Annotated in this window: 15 protein-coding genes; 5 read left to right on the forward strand and 10 right to left on the reverse strand. The window is 67.5% G+C overall.

The genetic code is table 11. The annotated features are described in order from the left end of the window. Window positions 1-5 precede the first annotated feature (5 nt). The 5 genes from LGM42_RS06545 to LGM42_RS06565 all read right to left on the reverse strand — a co-directional run bounded on the left by LGM42_RS06545 (window position 6) and on the right by LGM42_RS06565 (window position 5,523). A complete protein-coding gene (locus tag LGM42_RS06545; protein WP_226231832.1) occupies window positions 6-1,073 on the reverse strand; it encodes an asparagine synthase-related protein in 1,068 nt (355 codons plus the stop codon). Then, complete coding sequence (locus tag LGM42_RS06550) at window positions 1,070-1,948, reverse strand: radical SAM protein (protein ID WP_059583487.1); 879 nt, start codon at window positions 1,946-1,948, stop codon at window positions 1,070-1,072. The genes LGM42_RS06545 and LGM42_RS06550 overlap by 4 nt, the downstream gene beginning before the upstream one ends. Window position 1,949: 1 nt before the next feature. Further along, on the reverse strand, window positions 1,950-2,948 hold the full coding sequence (locus LGM42_RS06555) for a phosphotransferase enzyme family protein (RefSeq protein WP_226231833.1): 999 nt from the start codon (window positions 2,946-2,948) through the stop codon (window positions 1,950-1,952). Continuing rightward, window positions 2,949-3,698: an FkbM family methyltransferase gene (locus LGM42_RS06560; protein ID WP_060318728.1), complete on the reverse strand. Its 750-nt coding sequence runs from the start codon at window positions 3,696-3,698 to the stop codon at window positions 2,949-2,951. It abuts the gene before it with no gap. A 232-nt stretch (window positions 3,699-3,930) separates the two neighbouring features. Continuing rightward, entirely contained in the window at window positions 3,931-5,523 is a 1,593-nt protein-coding gene (locus tag LGM42_RS06565) for an ABC-F family ATPase (protein WP_060318733.1), read from the reverse strand. Between the two features lie 169 nt (window positions 5,524-5,692). Between LGM42_RS06565 and LGM42_RS06570 the strand changes: the two genes are divergently transcribed. Beyond that, on the forward strand, window positions 5,693-6,145 hold the full coding sequence (locus LGM42_RS06570; RefSeq protein WP_059583495.1) for a lipocalin-like domain-containing protein: 453 nt from the start codon (window positions 5,693-5,695) through the stop codon (window positions 6,143-6,145). An 86-nt stretch (window positions 6,146-6,231) separates the two neighbouring features. Here the strand turns inward: LGM42_RS06570 and LGM42_RS06575 are convergent, their stop codons facing one another. Further along, entirely contained in the window at window positions 6,232-8,526 is a 2,295-nt protein-coding gene (locus tag LGM42_RS06575; RefSeq protein ID WP_226231834.1) for an AsmA family protein, read from the reverse strand. A gap of 152 nt (window positions 8,527-8,678) precedes the next feature. On the opposite strand from LGM42_RS06575, the gene LGM42_RS06580 reads away from it, so the two are divergent. Both LGM42_RS06580 and LGM42_RS06585 read left to right on the forward strand, forming a co-directional pair. Next, entirely contained in the window at window positions 8,679-9,380 is a 702-nt protein-coding gene (locus tag LGM42_RS06580) for an ATP-binding cassette domain-containing protein (protein WP_226231835.1), read from the forward strand. After that, a complete protein-coding gene (locus LGM42_RS06585) occupies window positions 9,377-10,180 on the forward strand; it encodes an ABC transporter permease (RefSeq protein WP_059583499.1) in 804 nt (267 codons plus the stop codon). The genes LGM42_RS06580 and LGM42_RS06585 overlap by 4 nt, the downstream gene beginning before the upstream one ends. Window positions 10,181-10,335: 155 nt before the next feature. Here LGM42_RS06585 and LGM42_RS06590 read toward each other — a convergent pair whose 3' ends face one another. Both LGM42_RS06590 and LGM42_RS06595 read right to left on the reverse strand, forming a co-directional pair. Further along, complete coding sequence (locus LGM42_RS06590; RefSeq protein ID WP_060318844.1) at window positions 10,336-10,887, reverse strand: DUF6013 family protein; 552 nt, start codon at window positions 10,885-10,887, stop codon at window positions 10,336-10,338. Window positions 10,888-11,048: 161 nt separating this feature from the next. Then, window positions 11,049-12,065, reverse strand: a complete 1,017-nt coding sequence (locus LGM42_RS06595; RefSeq protein ID WP_059583502.1) for a zinc-binding alcohol dehydrogenase family protein — start codon at window positions 12,063-12,065, stop codon at window positions 11,049-11,051. Window positions 12,066-12,191: 126 nt separating this feature from the next. Between LGM42_RS06595 and LGM42_RS06600 the strand changes: the two genes are divergently transcribed. Together LGM42_RS06600 and serB are read left to right on the forward strand one after the other, a co-directional pair. Next, complete coding sequence (locus LGM42_RS06600; protein WP_226231836.1) at window positions 12,192-13,130, forward strand: LysR family transcriptional regulator; 939 nt, start codon at window positions 12,192-12,194, stop codon at window positions 13,128-13,130. A gap of 169 nt (window positions 13,131-13,299) precedes the next feature. Beyond that, window positions 13,300-14,145 carry a phosphoserine phosphatase SerB gene (gene serB, locus LGM42_RS06605; RefSeq protein ID WP_059583505.1) on the forward strand — a complete coding sequence of 282 codons (846 nt, stop codon included), beginning with the start codon at window positions 13,300-13,302 and terminating at the stop codon, window positions 14,143-14,145. Window positions 14,146-14,232: 87 nt separating this feature from the next. Here serB and LGM42_RS06610 read toward each other — a convergent pair whose 3' ends face one another. Continuing rightward, on the reverse strand, window positions 14,233-15,414 hold the full coding sequence (locus LGM42_RS06610) for a cystathionine beta-lyase (protein ID WP_060318748.1): 1,182 nt from the start codon (window positions 15,412-15,414) through the stop codon (window positions 14,233-14,235). Window positions 15,415-15,526: 112 nt separating this feature from the next. Beyond that, window positions 15,527-16,069 carry a hypothetical protein gene (locus LGM42_RS06615; RefSeq protein WP_226231837.1) on the reverse strand — a complete coding sequence of 181 codons (543 nt, stop codon included), beginning with the start codon at window positions 16,067-16,069 and terminating at the stop codon, window positions 15,527-15,529. Window positions 16,070-16,169: the final 100 nt, after the last annotated feature.

A 16,169-nucleotide genomic window follows, 5' to 3' on the forward strand; every position in this document is an offset into this window, starting at 1 on the left:
GCGGCTCAGGTTGGGCGATGCGCGGCATCGCGGTGAAGGCGATCGAGATGATCGAGAAGCAGTGTCAGCGTCGTCCACAGCACGCGTTCGGTATCCGCCTGCAGCGTGGGCACGGCCAGGCCGAGCGTATCGGCCAGTGCCTGCGTGCGGTCGCGATCGAGCAGCGTCGCGAGATTCATCGCCGGCGCGAGCCGCCCGCGCTTGGGGCCGTGCACGAGACGGTCCGGCAGGTTCAGGCGCGCACCGAGATCGCGCAGGCACTGCTTGTTCGGGTCGGGCGCGATGCTCGTCAGATGCGCGACGACGGCGGCATCGACGAACGGCGGATGCAGGTCGACCGAGGCCTCGCAGAACAGCGCATGGCACAGCGGCAGATAGTTGGCCGAGCGGTCGCGGCGCAAGACCTGATCCGCGCCGTCGCCGGTAATCGCCACCTCGACGCCGTCCGCCGCCATCGCGTCGGCCAGCAGCAGCTTCGCGACCGGATGCAGGTTGAACATCGGTTCCTCGACCGCATGGGTCGTTCTCGGCAGCGCCGCGACGAAATCGGCCTCGTTCGCGCGCACGATCTTCACGTTCGCCTGCATCTGCGCGGCCAGTTCGAGCGCCGCGTCGCGTTCGCAGTAATCGGGCATGTCGGTCGCAAGGATGTAGGCCGTCACGTGCCGCAACGCGCCGAGTTCGCGCAGCAACGCGAGCAGCAGCGCCGAATCGAGCCCGCCGCTCAGCGCCAGCGCGACCCGCTTGCCGCTGTCGAGCGCGCGCTGCAGCGACGCGCGCAGCACGGTGTCGAGATCGGCTGGCCGTGGCCGCTCGGGCGCCGGCCGCACCGTCAGCCCTTGCGGCGACCGGATCAATGCATGACCGGGCGGCAGCGCGAGCACGTCGCGCAGCACGGTACGGCCGACGAGACGCTCGCCGCTCAGGTAGCCCGCGATGGCGGACGCGTCCGGCGCGCCGGCCGGTTGCCCCGACGCCCGCAATACGGCGCGGATGCCGGATGCCGACACGCCGCTGCGCGGATGGTAGTACAGCCGATCGAAACCGAACGGGTCGCGCGTGCCGACGATCATGGATAACGAGCCTTCAAGGTGTCCACTTCAATGCGTTTCAGGATGCGATGCGGCGCGACCGGCGCACTGCCGCCCCGACAATGCAGGCATGCTTCGAGCGGCGTCTCGCGTTGCAGATACGCGAGCATCGCGTCGAGCATGCCGGCGTCGTCGCGCAGCGGCAGGCCGTCGGCCTGAAAGTCCTTCTCGCCCTTGTACAACGTATGGAAATGCGCGGGGCGCGTGCACGTGTAGAACATGCCGTCGCGAATCATATGGCAGCGCTCCCGGATCCAGCAATCGTGATAAAGGCGTCGGGCTTCGTCGCGATCCGTGCCCGGCTGTGCGCGGTTCATCGTCGTGAACACGTCCTGCACTTTCCAGTTCAGACGCACGTCGAAGCGTGCGGCCTGGCGCTCGACATGCGCGACCAGATCGGTGGAAAGCGCCGGCTTCGGATAGCGCGAGATCGTCAGCGCATCCACCGCTTGCCAGAACGCGTCGGGCATCTCGCCGAGTTTCAGGCCGTTCGTCGTGACCGAGATCACGGGCGCGATGCCGGTGCCGCGCGCGCGCTCGACGATTTCGACGAGCGCCGGATGCAGCAGCGGCTCACCGCCAACCAGCTTGAACATGCGCGGGCGCAACACCTTCGCGGCCTTGCGCAAATCGGCTTCGATCGATGCGGGGCTCGCATGCCACTCGGGCAGGAGCGGCGATAGCGAGCAGCATTCCGCGCAAGTGAGGTTGCAGTGATCGACGATATGCGCTTCCAGCGAGCGCGTCTGGACGCGTCCGTCCTCGACGCGGTAATCGCGATCGAGCGGCGGCGGAAACACGTGCTGCCGCTCGCCGGCACGTGGCCGATTCGGGATCTCGTTTGGGCTCGTACTCACATCAGCTTCCTGCTTCCACGCAACGGGAAAAGAAATCGATCAGATGGTCACGCGCGTCCACCATCGCGGACGCCATCGTCACCGCGCCGTTCAGGTGCGACGCGAAGCGCGACGGATCGTCGAGCCAGCCTTGCACGATCCACAGCTTCAGCGCGTGCTGCAAGCAGGCGGCATCGACCGCCCATGCGATGTTTGCCGGGTTCACCGGCCGCACTCGCTGGTACGCACGCACGAACGCTTCCGCGCGGTCCGGCGCCTCCAGCGGCAAATGATTCAGGCATCGCACCAGTTCGTATTCGCGCGGCGCACCGATCGACGCTTCCCAGTCGAGGATCAGCGGCGGCAGCGTGCCCGTGAACAGATAGTTGAACTGGTTGTAGTCGTTGTGAACGGGATGCTGCGGATCGTCGGCCGGAAACGCTTCGATGCTGCCGGGATAGTAGCGGTCGAGCATGCGCAGCGCGAGATCGACGTAGCGGCGCAGGTTCGCGGCGGCGGCAGCGTTCGCACCGGCTCGATCGAGTGCCTCCAGCAGGCTGCCGCGTACCGCATCCGCGTCGATGGAGGTCAGCCGCGCATGGATCGTGTCGAGCGACGGCAGATGCAGTTGTTCGAGACTCACGTGCAACGCGGCCAGACTGGCGCCGAGCGCATCCCATTCGGTTGTCGAGAACGTATCGTAGGTTTTGAATTGCCCGACTTCCCAGCGGGTCAGCATCGCATGGGAATTTTGTCCTGACCAAAGCGATGCGCCGGACGTCGTGCGCTTGAGCGTCTGCACATGGAAGCGCGTATCGACATGCGTTTCCAGATGTGCGAGGACGGTGGCTTCCTTGACCGCGCGCGCATGGTGTTCAAGCGCATAGCGCTTGACCGCCACGCCTGCGCCGCTGTCGGTCGGCAGATGCCACACCCGCTCGCTGACCTGCGTCGGCAGCCCGCCGCGGCCGAGCCCGTAGGCGTCGCGAATCTCGTCGAAGGTGGCGGCGAGCGTATCCATTCAGATGTGCTCGGCCGGCCCGTGCCGATACGGATGACCGGTCAGGAACGTGTTGTGCCCGACGTAGCGCAGCTTGTACATCGCCGGTCGGAACAGCACCGACGGGTCGTTGTTCGCGATGCCGAGCAGCGGGTACAGGTCGCGCCGCACGAAGAACGCGTTGTTGCCCATGTCGTCGCAGCACACGAGCTCATAGCCCTTCTGCCTGCCAAGATGCACGAGCGATTCGAGGCTCGCGCCGTAATAGGTCGAGCCGTCCCATTCGTGGTCCGGATTGAAGCACATGACCCAGCGCTCGGGCGGCGTGTAGTACGGGTTGTATTCGATCACGACGATGCGCGGCTGGAACGCTTGCAGGCCGCGCCACACCCAGTAATCGTTGCCGTCGATGTCGATCGACAGCAGGTCGAAGTCGGTCGGTACGTTTGCATCGACGAGTAGTTGATCGACCGTATCGGGCTGGACGCGATCATGATGCAGGCGGACGCGGTCCACCCCCGCGTAGTGGGCGGCGAGCTTGCCGAACCGGTATGCGCTGCCTTCCACCAGTACGCCGGCCCAATCCTGTTCGCGCAGCAATCGCGCGGTATTGCTGTTGCGCAGCCCGTCGCTCGCGCCGATGTCGACGCAGAAGCGGTTGGTCGGCGCGATCCGCTCCATCAGGCGCGACAGGATGCCCTCCTCGGTGCCCTGCGCGTACAGGCTGGGCGCAAGGCCGGACAGGTCGAGCGGGAGAGGATGGTCCTGCATCGAGGGCGGCTCCGGGTGAAATGGGGAATGATGGGGGTGTTGGGTGGGTAATTTACCCGAAGTCGATCAAGCAGAGGAAACCGGCATGCGCGGCACGGCGGGGTTCGGGCGCGGCGGATATGAAAAAGCCCGCATCGACATGGCTGTCGATGCGGGCCCGTAGCACTTCCGGCGGTTCGCTCCGTACGGTGATGCCCGACCTGGCCCACGCCCGGAGGAAACCTCAGGGCACTTACTCCTGCCCCTGGCTCGTCAGGAACTCCTCGTAATTCCCGCCGAAGTCGAACAGCGTCCCGTCCGTGCGCACCTCGATGATCCGGTTCGCCAGCCCGCTCACGAACTCGCGGTCGTGGGACACGAAAATCAGCGTGCCTTCGAACTGCTCGAGCGCGATCTGCAGCGACTCGATCGACTCCATGTCCATGTGGTTGGTCGGCTCGTCCATCAGCAGCACGTTGTGGCGGCCGAGCATCAGCTTGCCCCAGATCATGCGACCCTTCTCGCCGCCCGACAGCACCTTCACCGACTTCTTGATGTCGTCCGACGAGAACAGCAGGCGGCCCAGCGTGCCGCGCACCATCGTCTCGTCGTCGCCGTCCTTGCGGTACTGGTCGATCCAGTCCATCAGCGTGATGTCGTCCGGGAATTCCTCGTACGTGTCCTGCGGCATGTAGCCGACATTCGCGTTCTCTGCCCACTTCACCGTGCCGTGATCGAGCGGCAGGTTGCCGAGCAGCGAGCGCAGCAGCGTCGTCTTGCCCGCGCCGTTCTCGCCGATGATCGCGATGCGCTCGCCCGGCTGCACCGACAGGTTGAAGTTCTGGAAGATCGTGCGCTCGTACTTCTTCGTGATCTCTTCGGCGACCACCGCGACGTTGTGCAGCTTCTTCTCGAACTCGAAGCGGATGAACGGGTTCTGGCGCGACGACGGCTTGAATTCCTCGATCTTGATCTTGTCGATCTGCTTCGCGCGGCTGGTCGCCTGGCGCGCCTTCGACTTGTTCGCCGAGAAGCGGCGCACGAAATCCTGCAGTTCGGCCACGCGCTCCTTCGCGCGGGCGTTCGCCGCCGCCTGGCGCTCGCGCGCCTGCGCCGATGCGAGCATGTAGTCGTCGTAGTTGCCCGGCCAGACCTTCAGCGTGCCGAAGTCCATGTCGGCCATGTGCGTGCACACCGAGTTCAGGAAGTGACGATCGTGGGAGATGATGATCATCGTCGAGTTGTACTCGTTGAGCGTGTGCTCGAGCCAACGGATCGAGTTGATGTCGAGGTTGTTGGTCGGTTCGTCGAGCAGCAGCACGTCCGGCTTCGAGAACAGCGCCTGCGCGAGCAGCACGCGCAACTTCCAGCCCGGCGCGACGTCGGCCATCGTGCCGTTGTGGAACTTCTCCTCGATGCCGATGCCCAGCAGCAGCGCGCCCGCGCGCGCTTCGGCGTCGTAGCCGCCGTATTCGGCGAACTTGCCTTCGAGCTCGGCCGCGTGCATGTAGTCGTCGTCGGTCGCTTCCGGGTTCGCGTAGATCGCGTCACGCTCGGTCATCGCGGCCCACATCTCGGTGTGGCCCATCATCACGACGTCGAGCACGCGCACGTCTTCGTACGCGAACTGGTCCTGGCGCAGCTTGCCCAGGCGCACGTTCGGCTCCAGCGCGACGTTGCCGGCGCTCGGCTCGAGGTCGCCGCCGAGGATCTTCATGAAGGTCGACTTGCCACAGCCGTTCGCGCCGATCAGACCGTAGCGGTTGCCCTCGCCGAATTTGACCGAGATATTCTCGAACAAGGGCTTCGGCCCGAATTGCATCGTGATGTTGGCAGTAGAAAGCACGGCAGGTCCCGTAAGAGAGAAATCGACGGAAAACCGTGTATTTTAGCAGGTGTCGGAGAAACTGCCGACCGCCCCGCCCCGGCAGCGCTTTCCGGCAACTCCGGCCCGCCGCCCGGCGGCCCGTCAACACGACGGCACGCGCGTCACCGCCGTCCTACCGGAATCCCGCATGCTCGCCAGCCAGCTTCGCGAACGACTCGTCGGCGCATGGCGCCTCGTGTCCTACGAAATCCGCCCGCGTGACGGCGGGACCATCACCTATCCGCTCGGCCGCGACGCGCGGGGCTGGATCCTCTATACGCCCGACGGCTACATGTCCGCGCAGCTGATGGCGGCCGGCCGCCCGCCTTACGCGGACGGCGACCTGCAGGGTGGCAGCGTCGAGGAGCGCGCGGCCGCGGCGCACGGCTACATTGCGTATTCAGGCCCCTTCAACGTCGACGACGACGGCACGTTGACTCATGAAATGGACGTCAGCCTGTATCCGAACTGGATCGGCAACGTCCAGCAGCGTGTCGTCAGCCTGGACGGCGACCGGTTGCAACTCGGCACCACCGCCCCGATCCGGATCGGCGGCCGGGAGGTCGAACCGGTGCTCGTCTGGGCCCGCGCGCGCCGCTGAACGCCCCCGGCGGCGTCGCACAGCCGGCGCTCGAGCGCCGCAACCGCCCCGGGCGCACCGGAGCAAGCCGCTCCGGCGGCTGAGCATTACTTGCCGGCCTTCTTGGCCGCCTTCTGCGCGGCCTGCGCCTTCATCTGCCCGAACAACTCGGAGCACGGCACGTCGCGGTTGTTGCTCGGCGCGATCAGCGGGATCAGCGCCGCGAACGGGTTGATCAGCCCGAGCCCGACCATCGCGCCGGCGCGCAGCGCGAGCGCGCCCGCATCGACGCCGACCTTCGGGTTCTTGAACGTGCCCTTCGCATACAACGGCGAGCGCAGCGAGAAGATCCGGAAGCCCTTCGTGTGCGGATGGATCTTCAGGTCGAGCGATTCGTCGCGCAGGTTGATCGGGCCGTCGACGTTGATCAGCGCATCGTCGGTATCGAGCGCGAAGACCTTCGGCTCGAGCATGCCGTCGTTCGCGACGAAATCGATCGCCGCGCAATTGATGTTGACGTCGCGCGTGCCGAACAGCTTCTCGTAGACGACGTTCGCGACGTTCAGGCCCGCGGCCTCCATCAGCAGGAGGCTGATGCGGCCGTTCGTGATGAGCGCCTTCACTTCGCCGGTCGACGTCCCGGCGAGCGCGGCCGGCGAATTGCCGGTCGCCGACAGCGACGCGTCGCCGTTGATCTCGCCGAGCGCGGTCTGCATCACCTTCTGAGTCGGGAACAGCTGCTTGAGCTTCAGGTGGCGTGCGCTCAGCGTGAAGTGCCCCTTGAGCGGCGTGCGGCTACCGTCGAGATGCGCATTCGTCGCGAGCGTGCCGCCCGCGACGCCGAACTGCAGCGGCTCGAGCGTCAGCACGGCGTCCTGCAGCAGGATGTGCGTGTACAGGTTCGTAATCGGCAACTGCGCGCTCTTGATCAGCTTGCGGCCGGTGAACTTCACGTCTGCATCGATCGCGCTCCAGCGTTCGGTACGGAACGTCGCCACCGGCAGCACGCGGTCCGGCGGCTGGCGCGTCGTGTCGCCGCGCTTCTTCTTGCTCGCGGCCGAGTCGGCGCCGATCACCGGCGCGAGGTCAGAGAACTGCAGCAGGTTCGACACGAGTTCGCCCGACAGCTTCGGCCGCGGCTCGCGCTGCGCCCAGGTGAGCGTGCCGCCGAGATCGCTGCCGCCGACGCGGCCGTTGAAGTTCTCGTAGCGGAAGGTGCTCGCGTTCGGCTTGAAGTTGCCGATCAAGCGCCCTTCGGTCGCGTAAGGCGGCGTATCGGGCAGCGTGATGCCGGTGAGCTGGTAAAGGTGCGACATCGACGTGCCCTGCAGCCACAGCCGCAGGTCGAGCGCCGCGAGATGCCTCGGGTCGGTCAGCGTGCCGACGATCGCGAGCCGCGTATCGCCGGCCTTCACGTCGGCCTGCAGCGGGAACGGCCGCGTCGCGTTCTCGATCGCCAGCACGCCACCCACCTTGCCGGTGCCGCTGATCGGCACGTTCTTGTAGCGGCCGTCGAACTTCAGGCCGAATGCATAGGTCGGGCCGGCGGGCTTCGCGGGCGCCGCGGCCCCGCTCGCGCCGGACGCGGCAGCCGCTGACGCGGAAGGCGCGGACGAAGCGGATGCCCCCGACGAACCGCCAGCAGCCGGAGCAACGACACTCGCCGCCGACGCACCCGAGGCCGCAGCCGCACTTGCCGCCGACGCGCCCGACGCGGCTTGCGCATCGACCTTCGCGCCCAGTTGCGCGGCGCCGTGCTTGCCGACGCGCTGCGCCGACGCCGCTCGCGACGTCTGCTCCTGCTCCTTCAGCACGTCGCCGAGCGGGATAGGCTGGCCGAGCGTATCGATCGCGACGGTCAGATCGGCCTTCGTGATCGCGTCGCGATACGTGACGGTGCCCTTCGCGAAACCGAAACTGTCGAGCCGCACCTTCCAGCGCGACGGCTGCGACGATTGCTTGAACTGGAACGTCCACGTATTGCTGCCGTCCGCGCGCCGCTCGAGATCGACGGCGGGATTCACGACGTCGATCGACGGGATCACGATTTCATGCGCGAGCAGCGGCAGAATCGCGAGGTCGAAGTGCGCGGCGTCGAGCGTGACGAACTTGGGCGCCTGCGCCCAGTCGGGATTGCCGATCTCGAGCTGCGTGGCGGAGAAACTCGGCCACGGCACCCATGCGCGCCAGCCGGTCTCGCCATCGGGACGACGCCAGCCGACCTTGAGATCGCCGTTGATCGCGAACGGACGGCCAAGTGCCGTACTCACCTGTTCGTTGACCCACGGTTTCGCGCGGTTCCAGTCGAACGTGAAGAGAAAGATGCCGGCCGCCGCGATGAGCACCGCGACGATACCGACGATCCATGCAGCCGATTTGCCGATGGTTCGGGCTAGCGTCATGGCGGTTCCGTTGTTGTTCTGAAGTGTTGCCGCACCATGCCGGGCCGCTTGCGTGGACGAACGGCGCACGACAACTGCGGCTTTTCAATCGGTATTATGGCGCACGAGATGGCGGCCTTTCGGCGCCATTAACGCTTTTTTTCATTTTTGACATGACCTCCCCCACCGGCCTCATCGACGCGCGGCACATCACGCGGCGCGACGCCAGCAGCGGCAAGACGCTGCTCGCCCCGACCGATTTCAGCCTCGCCGCGGGATCGCGAATTGCTATCACCGGACCGTCCGGGTCGGGCAAGAGCGTGCTGCTGCGCGCGCTCGCGCTGCTCGATCCGCTCGACGGCGGTCACCTCCTGTGGCGCGGCCGCCGGATCCGGCGCAGTGCGATCCCGCGTTACCGGCGCAGCATCGCCTATGTCCGCCAGCGCCCGGCGCAGATGGACGGCACCGTCGAATCGCAATTGCGCTACCCCTACTCGCTCGCGATCTATCGCGACGTCGCGTTCGACCGCGCACGCGCCGAAGCGCTCGCCGCGCAGGCCGGCCGCGGCGCCGACTTTCTCGACAGGCGCGCGAGCGACCTGTCCGGCGGCGAAGCGCAGATTACCGCGCTGCTGCGCGTGCTGCAGCTCGACCCGGACGTCCTGCTGCTGGACGAGCCGACCTCCGCGCTCGATCCCGAATCGGCGCGCGCGATCGAGGCGCTCGTCGGCGCGTGGTTCGACGCGGCGCCCGACGCACGGGCCTACATGTGGATCTCGCACGACCCGGCCCAGGCCGCGCGGATCGGCACGATGCGGCTCGTGATGCAGGCTGGCGTCCTGCACGCGGCCAACCCGACGGAGGCCGCGCAATGAGCCCGGCACTGCAGGACCTAAGCCTCGTCGACGTCGGCATCGCCGCCGCGCTCGTCGCCGTCAACGGCGCGATCTCGGCGGCGCTGTCGCTCGGCCTCGGCCGCAAGCTCGCGCTCGCGGCGGTGCGCACCGTGGTGCAGTTGCTGGCGATCGGCTACGTGCTCGGCTGGGTGTTCGGTCATCCGCACTGGTACGTCGTGCTGCCGCTCACCGCGCTGATGACGCTGATCGCCGGCTTCGCCGGCGCGGGGCGCGGCAAGCGCACGTACCGCGGCCAGCGCGTCGACAGCATCGCGTCGATCTGGTTCAGCAGCTGGTTCGTCGCGGCGGTCGGCCTGTTCGTCGTGATCCGCATCCATCCGTGGTACGCGCCGCAGTATGCGATCCCGATCCTCGGGATGATTCTCGGCAATACGCTGACGGGCGTCTCGCTCGGCGTCGAGCGGATGATGGAGGAACTCACGGCACGCCGCGATCGCGTCGAAACCGCGCTCGCGCTGGGTGCGACGCGCTGGGAAGCCGCGCAGGACGCCGCACGCCAGGCCGTGCGCGCGGGCATGCTGCCGACGCTGAACCAGATGGCGGTGGTCGGCGTCGTGAGCCTGCCGGGGATGATGACGGGCCAGGTGCTCGCCGGCCAGTCGCCGCTGCAGGCCGTGCGCTACCAGATCGTGATCATGTTCCTGATCGCCGCGGCGTCCGCGCTCGGCACCGTCGGCGCGGTGCTGATGACCTATCGCCGGCTGTTCTCGGCCGATCACCGCTTTCTCGCGTCGCGGCTCGAAGAGCGCACGCAGTGATGCGCGGCGGCGACGGCGCGAGCCGTACCGCGAAGCGGGCAGCGGAGCGCATTGCAACGGCGGCACGGCGCGACTTGCTCGCGCGCCGCCCTGCTCGTTACGCCAATCGAACCGGTTGCGCGCGCACCGAAGAAGCTCCGGCTCGCGCGCATCGCTCAATGCTTGATCGACACCGTCACCTTGGTTCCGTCGCTCATCGTCACGGACTTCGACCCGCCGTTGGTCGGAATCGACACCCACTTCACCTGGCTCACCGACACGACGTCCGGACACTGCAGCGACTTGCCGCCGGCCGTCACGCTGCGCGTGCCTTTCGGTGCGGCCGCCTGGAAACTCAACTGCACGTTGGCGACGCCCTTCGCGTCGACCGACGGCGCGAGCCGCACCTGGGTCTGCCGCACCATCGCGCCGTTCGCGTCGCGCGGCAGGTTGTCGGCGTTCGGGCAGCCATCCGGCATCGCGACCGCGCCGCTCGGCGGCACCGATTTCCAGTTGAAATCGTCCGTCTCGCCCGAGCGAATCTTGCGGGTCTCCTGCGTGTTGCCGAAGGTCTTCGAGTCGACCTTGACGGTGTATTCGAGCTGTCCGGTACCGCCGCCCTTCAGGCTGCCCTTGACCGGCGGCGCCGCGAATACGCTCGCGCTGGCGCACGCCGCCGCGAACACGACCGACCACGATGCGGCGACCGACAAGCTGCGTTGGCTCATGCTGACCTCCTTGTCATGCGGCGGCACGCGCGTGCCGCGCGGTTTTAGATGCATGATGCGCTGCCAGTCTACCGCCAAGCGGGACGCAATGCGCCGCAAACGCATCGGGTGTTACCCCGCTTGCGTTCGCGGCGCCGCGACCTTAATCGCGCGTACCCGGCTCAGAACCCGCTCAGCACGAGCTTGCCGATCGCGCGCCCGCCCTCGAGCATCCGATGCGCGCGCCGCACGTTCTCGGCGTTGATCGTGCCGAGCTGTTCGCCGAGCGTCGTGCGCAGCGTGCCGCCGTCGACGAGCCGCGCGACTTCGCCGAGGATCCGGTGCTGCTCGATCATGTCCGGCGTCTCGAACATCGCGCGCGTGAACATGAATTCCCAATGAAACGCGGCGCTCTTCGCCTTCAGCAATTCGACCGGCACCGGCTTCGCGTTCTCGACGATCGTGCAAATGCCGCCCTGCGGCCGGATGACTTCCGCCGCGGCCGGGAAATGATGGTCGGTATCGTTGAAGATCAGCACGTAGTCGACCGTCGGATGCCCGAGCTCGCGCAACTGCGCCGGCAGGTCGCCGAAATGGTCGACCACCGCATCCGCGCCCAGCGCGCGCACCCATTCGGCCGACGCCGGCCGCGACGCGGTCGCGATCACGTGCAGCTTGCCGAGCGTCTTCGCGAGCTGGATCGCGATCGAGCCCACGCCGCCCGCGCCGCCGATGATCAGCACCGACTTGCCGGCGTCCGCGCCCTGCGGCGACACGCGCAACCGGTCGAACAGCGCTTCCCACGCGGTCAGCGCGGTGAGCGGCAGCGCGGCCGCCGCCGCGAAGTCGAGCGTGCGCGGCTTCAGCGCGGCGATCCGCTCGTCGACCGCGTGGAATTCGCTGTTTGCGCCGGGCCGCGTGATGCTGCCCGCGTAGAACACTTCGTCGCCGGGCCGGAACAGCGTGACGTCGGCGCCGACCGCGACGACCGTGCCGGCCGCATCCCAGCCGAGCACGCGCGGCGTCTCCTCGACCTGCGGCTTCGGCGCGCGCACCTTGGTGTCGACCGGGTTCACGGAAATCGCCTCCACCTTCACGAGCAGATCGCGCGGGCCCGGCACGGGCTGCGGCAGTTCGACGTCGAGCAACGCTTGCGGGTCGTCTATCGGCAGATAACGGGTCAATCCAACGGCTTTCATTTCGATACTCCTTTCAACGGAATTCGGACAGGCTGCGGCGCAACCTCCATGCGTGCCATCGTAGACACCCCGATCATTCGAGAAAACCGCTATATTTCCTGAAACATTTTCAGGAATTTCAGAATAATGACGTCCGATCCGATGCCTGCGCCCGACAAGCCGCTCGACCTGCTCGACGTCGCGCTGTTCGTGCGCGCGGCGCTGCTCGCGAACGTCAGCGCCGCCGGCCGAGAATTCGGCGTGTCGGCCGCGGTCGCCAGCGCGCGCATCGCCCAGCTCGAACGCCAGCTCGGCGCGCGGTTGCTGCATCGCACCACGCGCCGCATCAGCCTCACGCAGGACGGCGAAATCTTCATGGCGCGCGCCGACGCGCTGCTGGCGGCCGCCGACGCCGCGCGCGCATCGGTCGGGCGCGGCCGCAGCGAGCCGTACGGACGGCTAAAGGTGTCGATGTCGTCGTCGTTCGGCCGCCAGCACGTCGCGCCGGTGATTCCCGCGTTCCTGCGCCGCTACCCGTCGGTGTCGCTCGATCTGCGGCTGTCCGACGAGATCGTCGATCTGGTCGACGACGGCTACGACGTCGCGATCCGCCTCGGCGCGCTGAAGGATTCGACGCTCGTCGCCCGCAAGCTCGCCGTCAACCGCCGCGTGCTGTGCTGCTCGCCCGCCTACCTCGCCCAACGCGGCACGCCGCGCCATCCGGCCGACCTGACCCAGCACGAGTGCGTGATCCTCGGCGACCAGCGCGACTGGTCGTTCGCGACGCCGCAGGGCCCGCTCACCGTGCGGGTCGGCGGCCGGCTCGTCGCGAGCAACGGCGAGGCGATCCGCGAAGCGCTCGTCGACGGCTTCGGGATCGCGATCAAGTCGACCTGGGACGTCGGCCCGCTGCTCGCGAGCGGCGCGCTCGTCACCGTGCTCGACGATTACCCGTTCGCGGAAGACGTCGCGATCTGGGCCGTCTATCCGAGCCGCGCGCACGTGCCGCTGAAAACGCTCGCGTTCATCGCGTTCCTGGCCGAGCATTTCGGCGATCCGCCGTATTGGGATCGCGCAAACGGGTGAGCGCTACCGCTGCGCGCACGGTTTCGCTCCGGCGCCGGGCGCCCTGCGCGGCCAACCGGCTACAATGGCGCGTTCGCGACGCAACGGCCCGCAGACGCACGGGGCCCGCGTTCGCAGGCGGCCGCCCGCGGGCCGCGCACGTCATTCATTCGCCTCCCAACCACTCGTCATGACCCACAATCTCGTCATCCAGAGTCTTGCGCCGCTGTCGGACGCCCATCACAAACCGCTGCTCGCGCTGTCGCGCGGCACCCGCGTCGTGCAGACCGACGATCACGCGCTGCGCATCGAAAACGCGAACCCGGCGCAACGCCTCGACATCGACGCGTACTGCGGCACGCATGCGCTCGACTTCGGCTTCGTCGAGGCCGGCCGCACGCTCGGCGATTTCGGGCTCGCGGTGATGGACATGGATTCGACGCTGATCACGATCGAGTGCATCGACGAGATCGCCGATTTCTGCGGGCTGAAAACGCAGGTCGCGGAGATCACCGAAGCGGCGATGCGCGGCGAGATCCGCGACTTCAACGAAAGCCTCACGCGCCGTGTCGCGCTGCTGGCCGGGCTCGACGCGCACGCGCTCGAGCGCGTGTACGAAGAACGGCTGCAACTGTCACCGGGCGCCGAGACGATGCTGGCCGGCGTGAAGGCCGCCGGCCTGAAGACGCTGCTCGTGTCGGGCGGCTTCACGTTCTTCACCGAGCGGCTGAAAGCCCGCCTCGGCCTCGACTACGCGCATGCGAACACGCTCGAGATCGTCGACGGCAAGCTGACCGGCAAGGTGCTCGGCGAGATCGTCAACGCCGACGTGAAGGCGCGCCTGCTGCGCGAGACGTGCGCATCGCTCGGCCTCGAGCCGAGCCGCGCGATCGCAATGGGCGACGGCTCGAACGACCTGAAGATGATGGCCGAAGCCGGCCTGTCGGTCGCGTTCCACGCGAAGCCCGTCGTGCGCGATGCGGCCACCGTCGCATTCGACCATGTCGGCCTCGACGGGCTGCTGCGACTGTTCTGATCCCGCCGCACCGTCAATGAAAAACGCCGGCGCGATATCGCATCGCGCCGGCGTTTTGTTTTTGTGCCGGACGTTGCCGGCGTGCGATCAGCCGAGAGTGGCCTGCATCGCCCGCTCGATGTCGGCGCGCAGGTCGGCTTCGTCTTCCAGACCCACGTAGAAACGCACCAGCGTGCCGCGATGTGGCCAGTCCGGACGCATCGACGCGACGTCGTAAGGCATCGCGAGGCTGCACGCGCCGCCCCAGCTCCAGCCGATCGCGAACAGCTCGAGCGACTCCACGAAACGGTCGACCTGCTCCGCGCTGTAGCGTTCATCGAACACCACCGAGAACAGCCCGCCCGCGCCCGTGAAATCACGCATGAACGACGCATGCCCCGGACAGTCGGCGATCTGCGGATGCAGCACCGCCGCGATCTCCGGCCGCGCCTTCAGCCACTGCGCGAGCGCGAGCGCGCTCTTGCCGTGCGCGTCGAAGCGCACCTGCATGCTCGGCAGGCTGCGCAGCACGAGCGAGCAATCGTCGACCGACACGCCGATCCCGCAGCGCATCCGCGCGAGCTTCAGCTTCGCGTGCAGTTCCGCGTTCGCGGTGATCGTCGCGCCCATCAGCACGTCGCTGCCGCCCGACTGATACTTGGTCAGCGCCTGCACCGAAATGTCGACGCCGTGCTCGAACGGCTTGAACGCTAGCCCCGCCGAAAAGGTGTTGTCGATCGCGGTGAGTACGCCGCGCGCTTTCGCGGCCGCCGTGATCGCCTGCACGTCGGGCACTTCCATCGTCACCGAGCCGGGCGCCTCGAGCCAGATCAGTCGCGTGTTCGGCTGGATCAGCCCGGCAATGCCGGCGCCGATCAGCGGATCGTAGAAGCGCACGGTCAGGCCGAAATCCTTCGCGAGCCAGTTGCCGAAATCGGCGTTCGGGCCGTACACGTTATGCGGAATCAACACGTCGTCGCCCGCTTTCACGATCCCGAAGTAGACGTTCATGATCGCCGCGAGACCCGACGGCTGCAGCAGCGCGTGCGTGCCGCCTTCGATCTCGGCGAGCCGCTGCGCGAGCGCGAGCGACGTCGGCGTGGCGTGCAGCCCGTAGCGCCACTGGTTGTCGTCGTGCCAGACCAGCGCGCGCATCGTCGCGAGATCGGGGAACACGACCGTCGACGCGCGCGCGACCGGCGGCACGAACGAACGGAAGCCTTCCGGAATGACGTCGTCGGGTTGAACGATACGGGTTTGCAGCGCGCGCTTGGGAGTGGATGCAGTCATGACTGGGGCCGGGCACGAGGCCGTTCGGTTGCGGAATATGTCGTTAGAGTAGCCAAAATCGGTACGCTTGGCCCGGTACAATGCGCGCCGCGCACACCGAGCCAGCACGCGCTCAGTCGTCGGTACGCAGGTTGACGATGCCGCCCACCGTCTCGATTTCCTGCACGCGGCCGTCGCGCACCTGCAGCGCCGCGCGCTTGCCCGGCGCCAGACGCAGCACGACCGGCTGCGGATCCGATTCGTCCGAATTCATCCGGTCGGCCTTCAGGTCGCCCGTGGCGTCGAAGCGGCCAATCCACACGCCGGTGATGTTCGTGCCGTCGTTCGACTCCTCGATCTCGAGCGTATCGCCGTCGCGATCGCCCGCGAGCAGCACGACCTCGCCCGTGTCGGCGAACTGGTATTCGCCGTGCACGCCTTCCTCGTCCGTCTTCGGGCCGAGATGCACGACGATCGGCCGATCGCCGAGCGTGCCTTCGTAGCGCGGCAGGCGGGCGAACTCGGGATTCGGCTTCAGCGGCCGCGCCGGCGCCGGTTCATCCTGCTGCACGCCCGGTACGGCGGCCTGCGCCGCGACCACCGTCGGCATCGCGACGCCTGCTGCCAGCGCACCCGCGACGACGAGCGCCCGTTGCCATTCCGAATATCGACCCACGTTGTGTTGCTCCTTGCTTCAGATTCGCCCGACAACCGCGGACCGTGCCGGGTCGAGACCCGGTTCCTGCGTGGCCGCGCGAACCGGCGCGGCCAATGCG

The sequence above is a fragment of the Burkholderia sp. AU39826 genome, from assembly GCF_020419965.1.
Lineage (GTDB): Bacteria > Pseudomonadota > Gammaproteobacteria > Burkholderiales > Burkholderiaceae > Burkholderia > Burkholderia semiarida.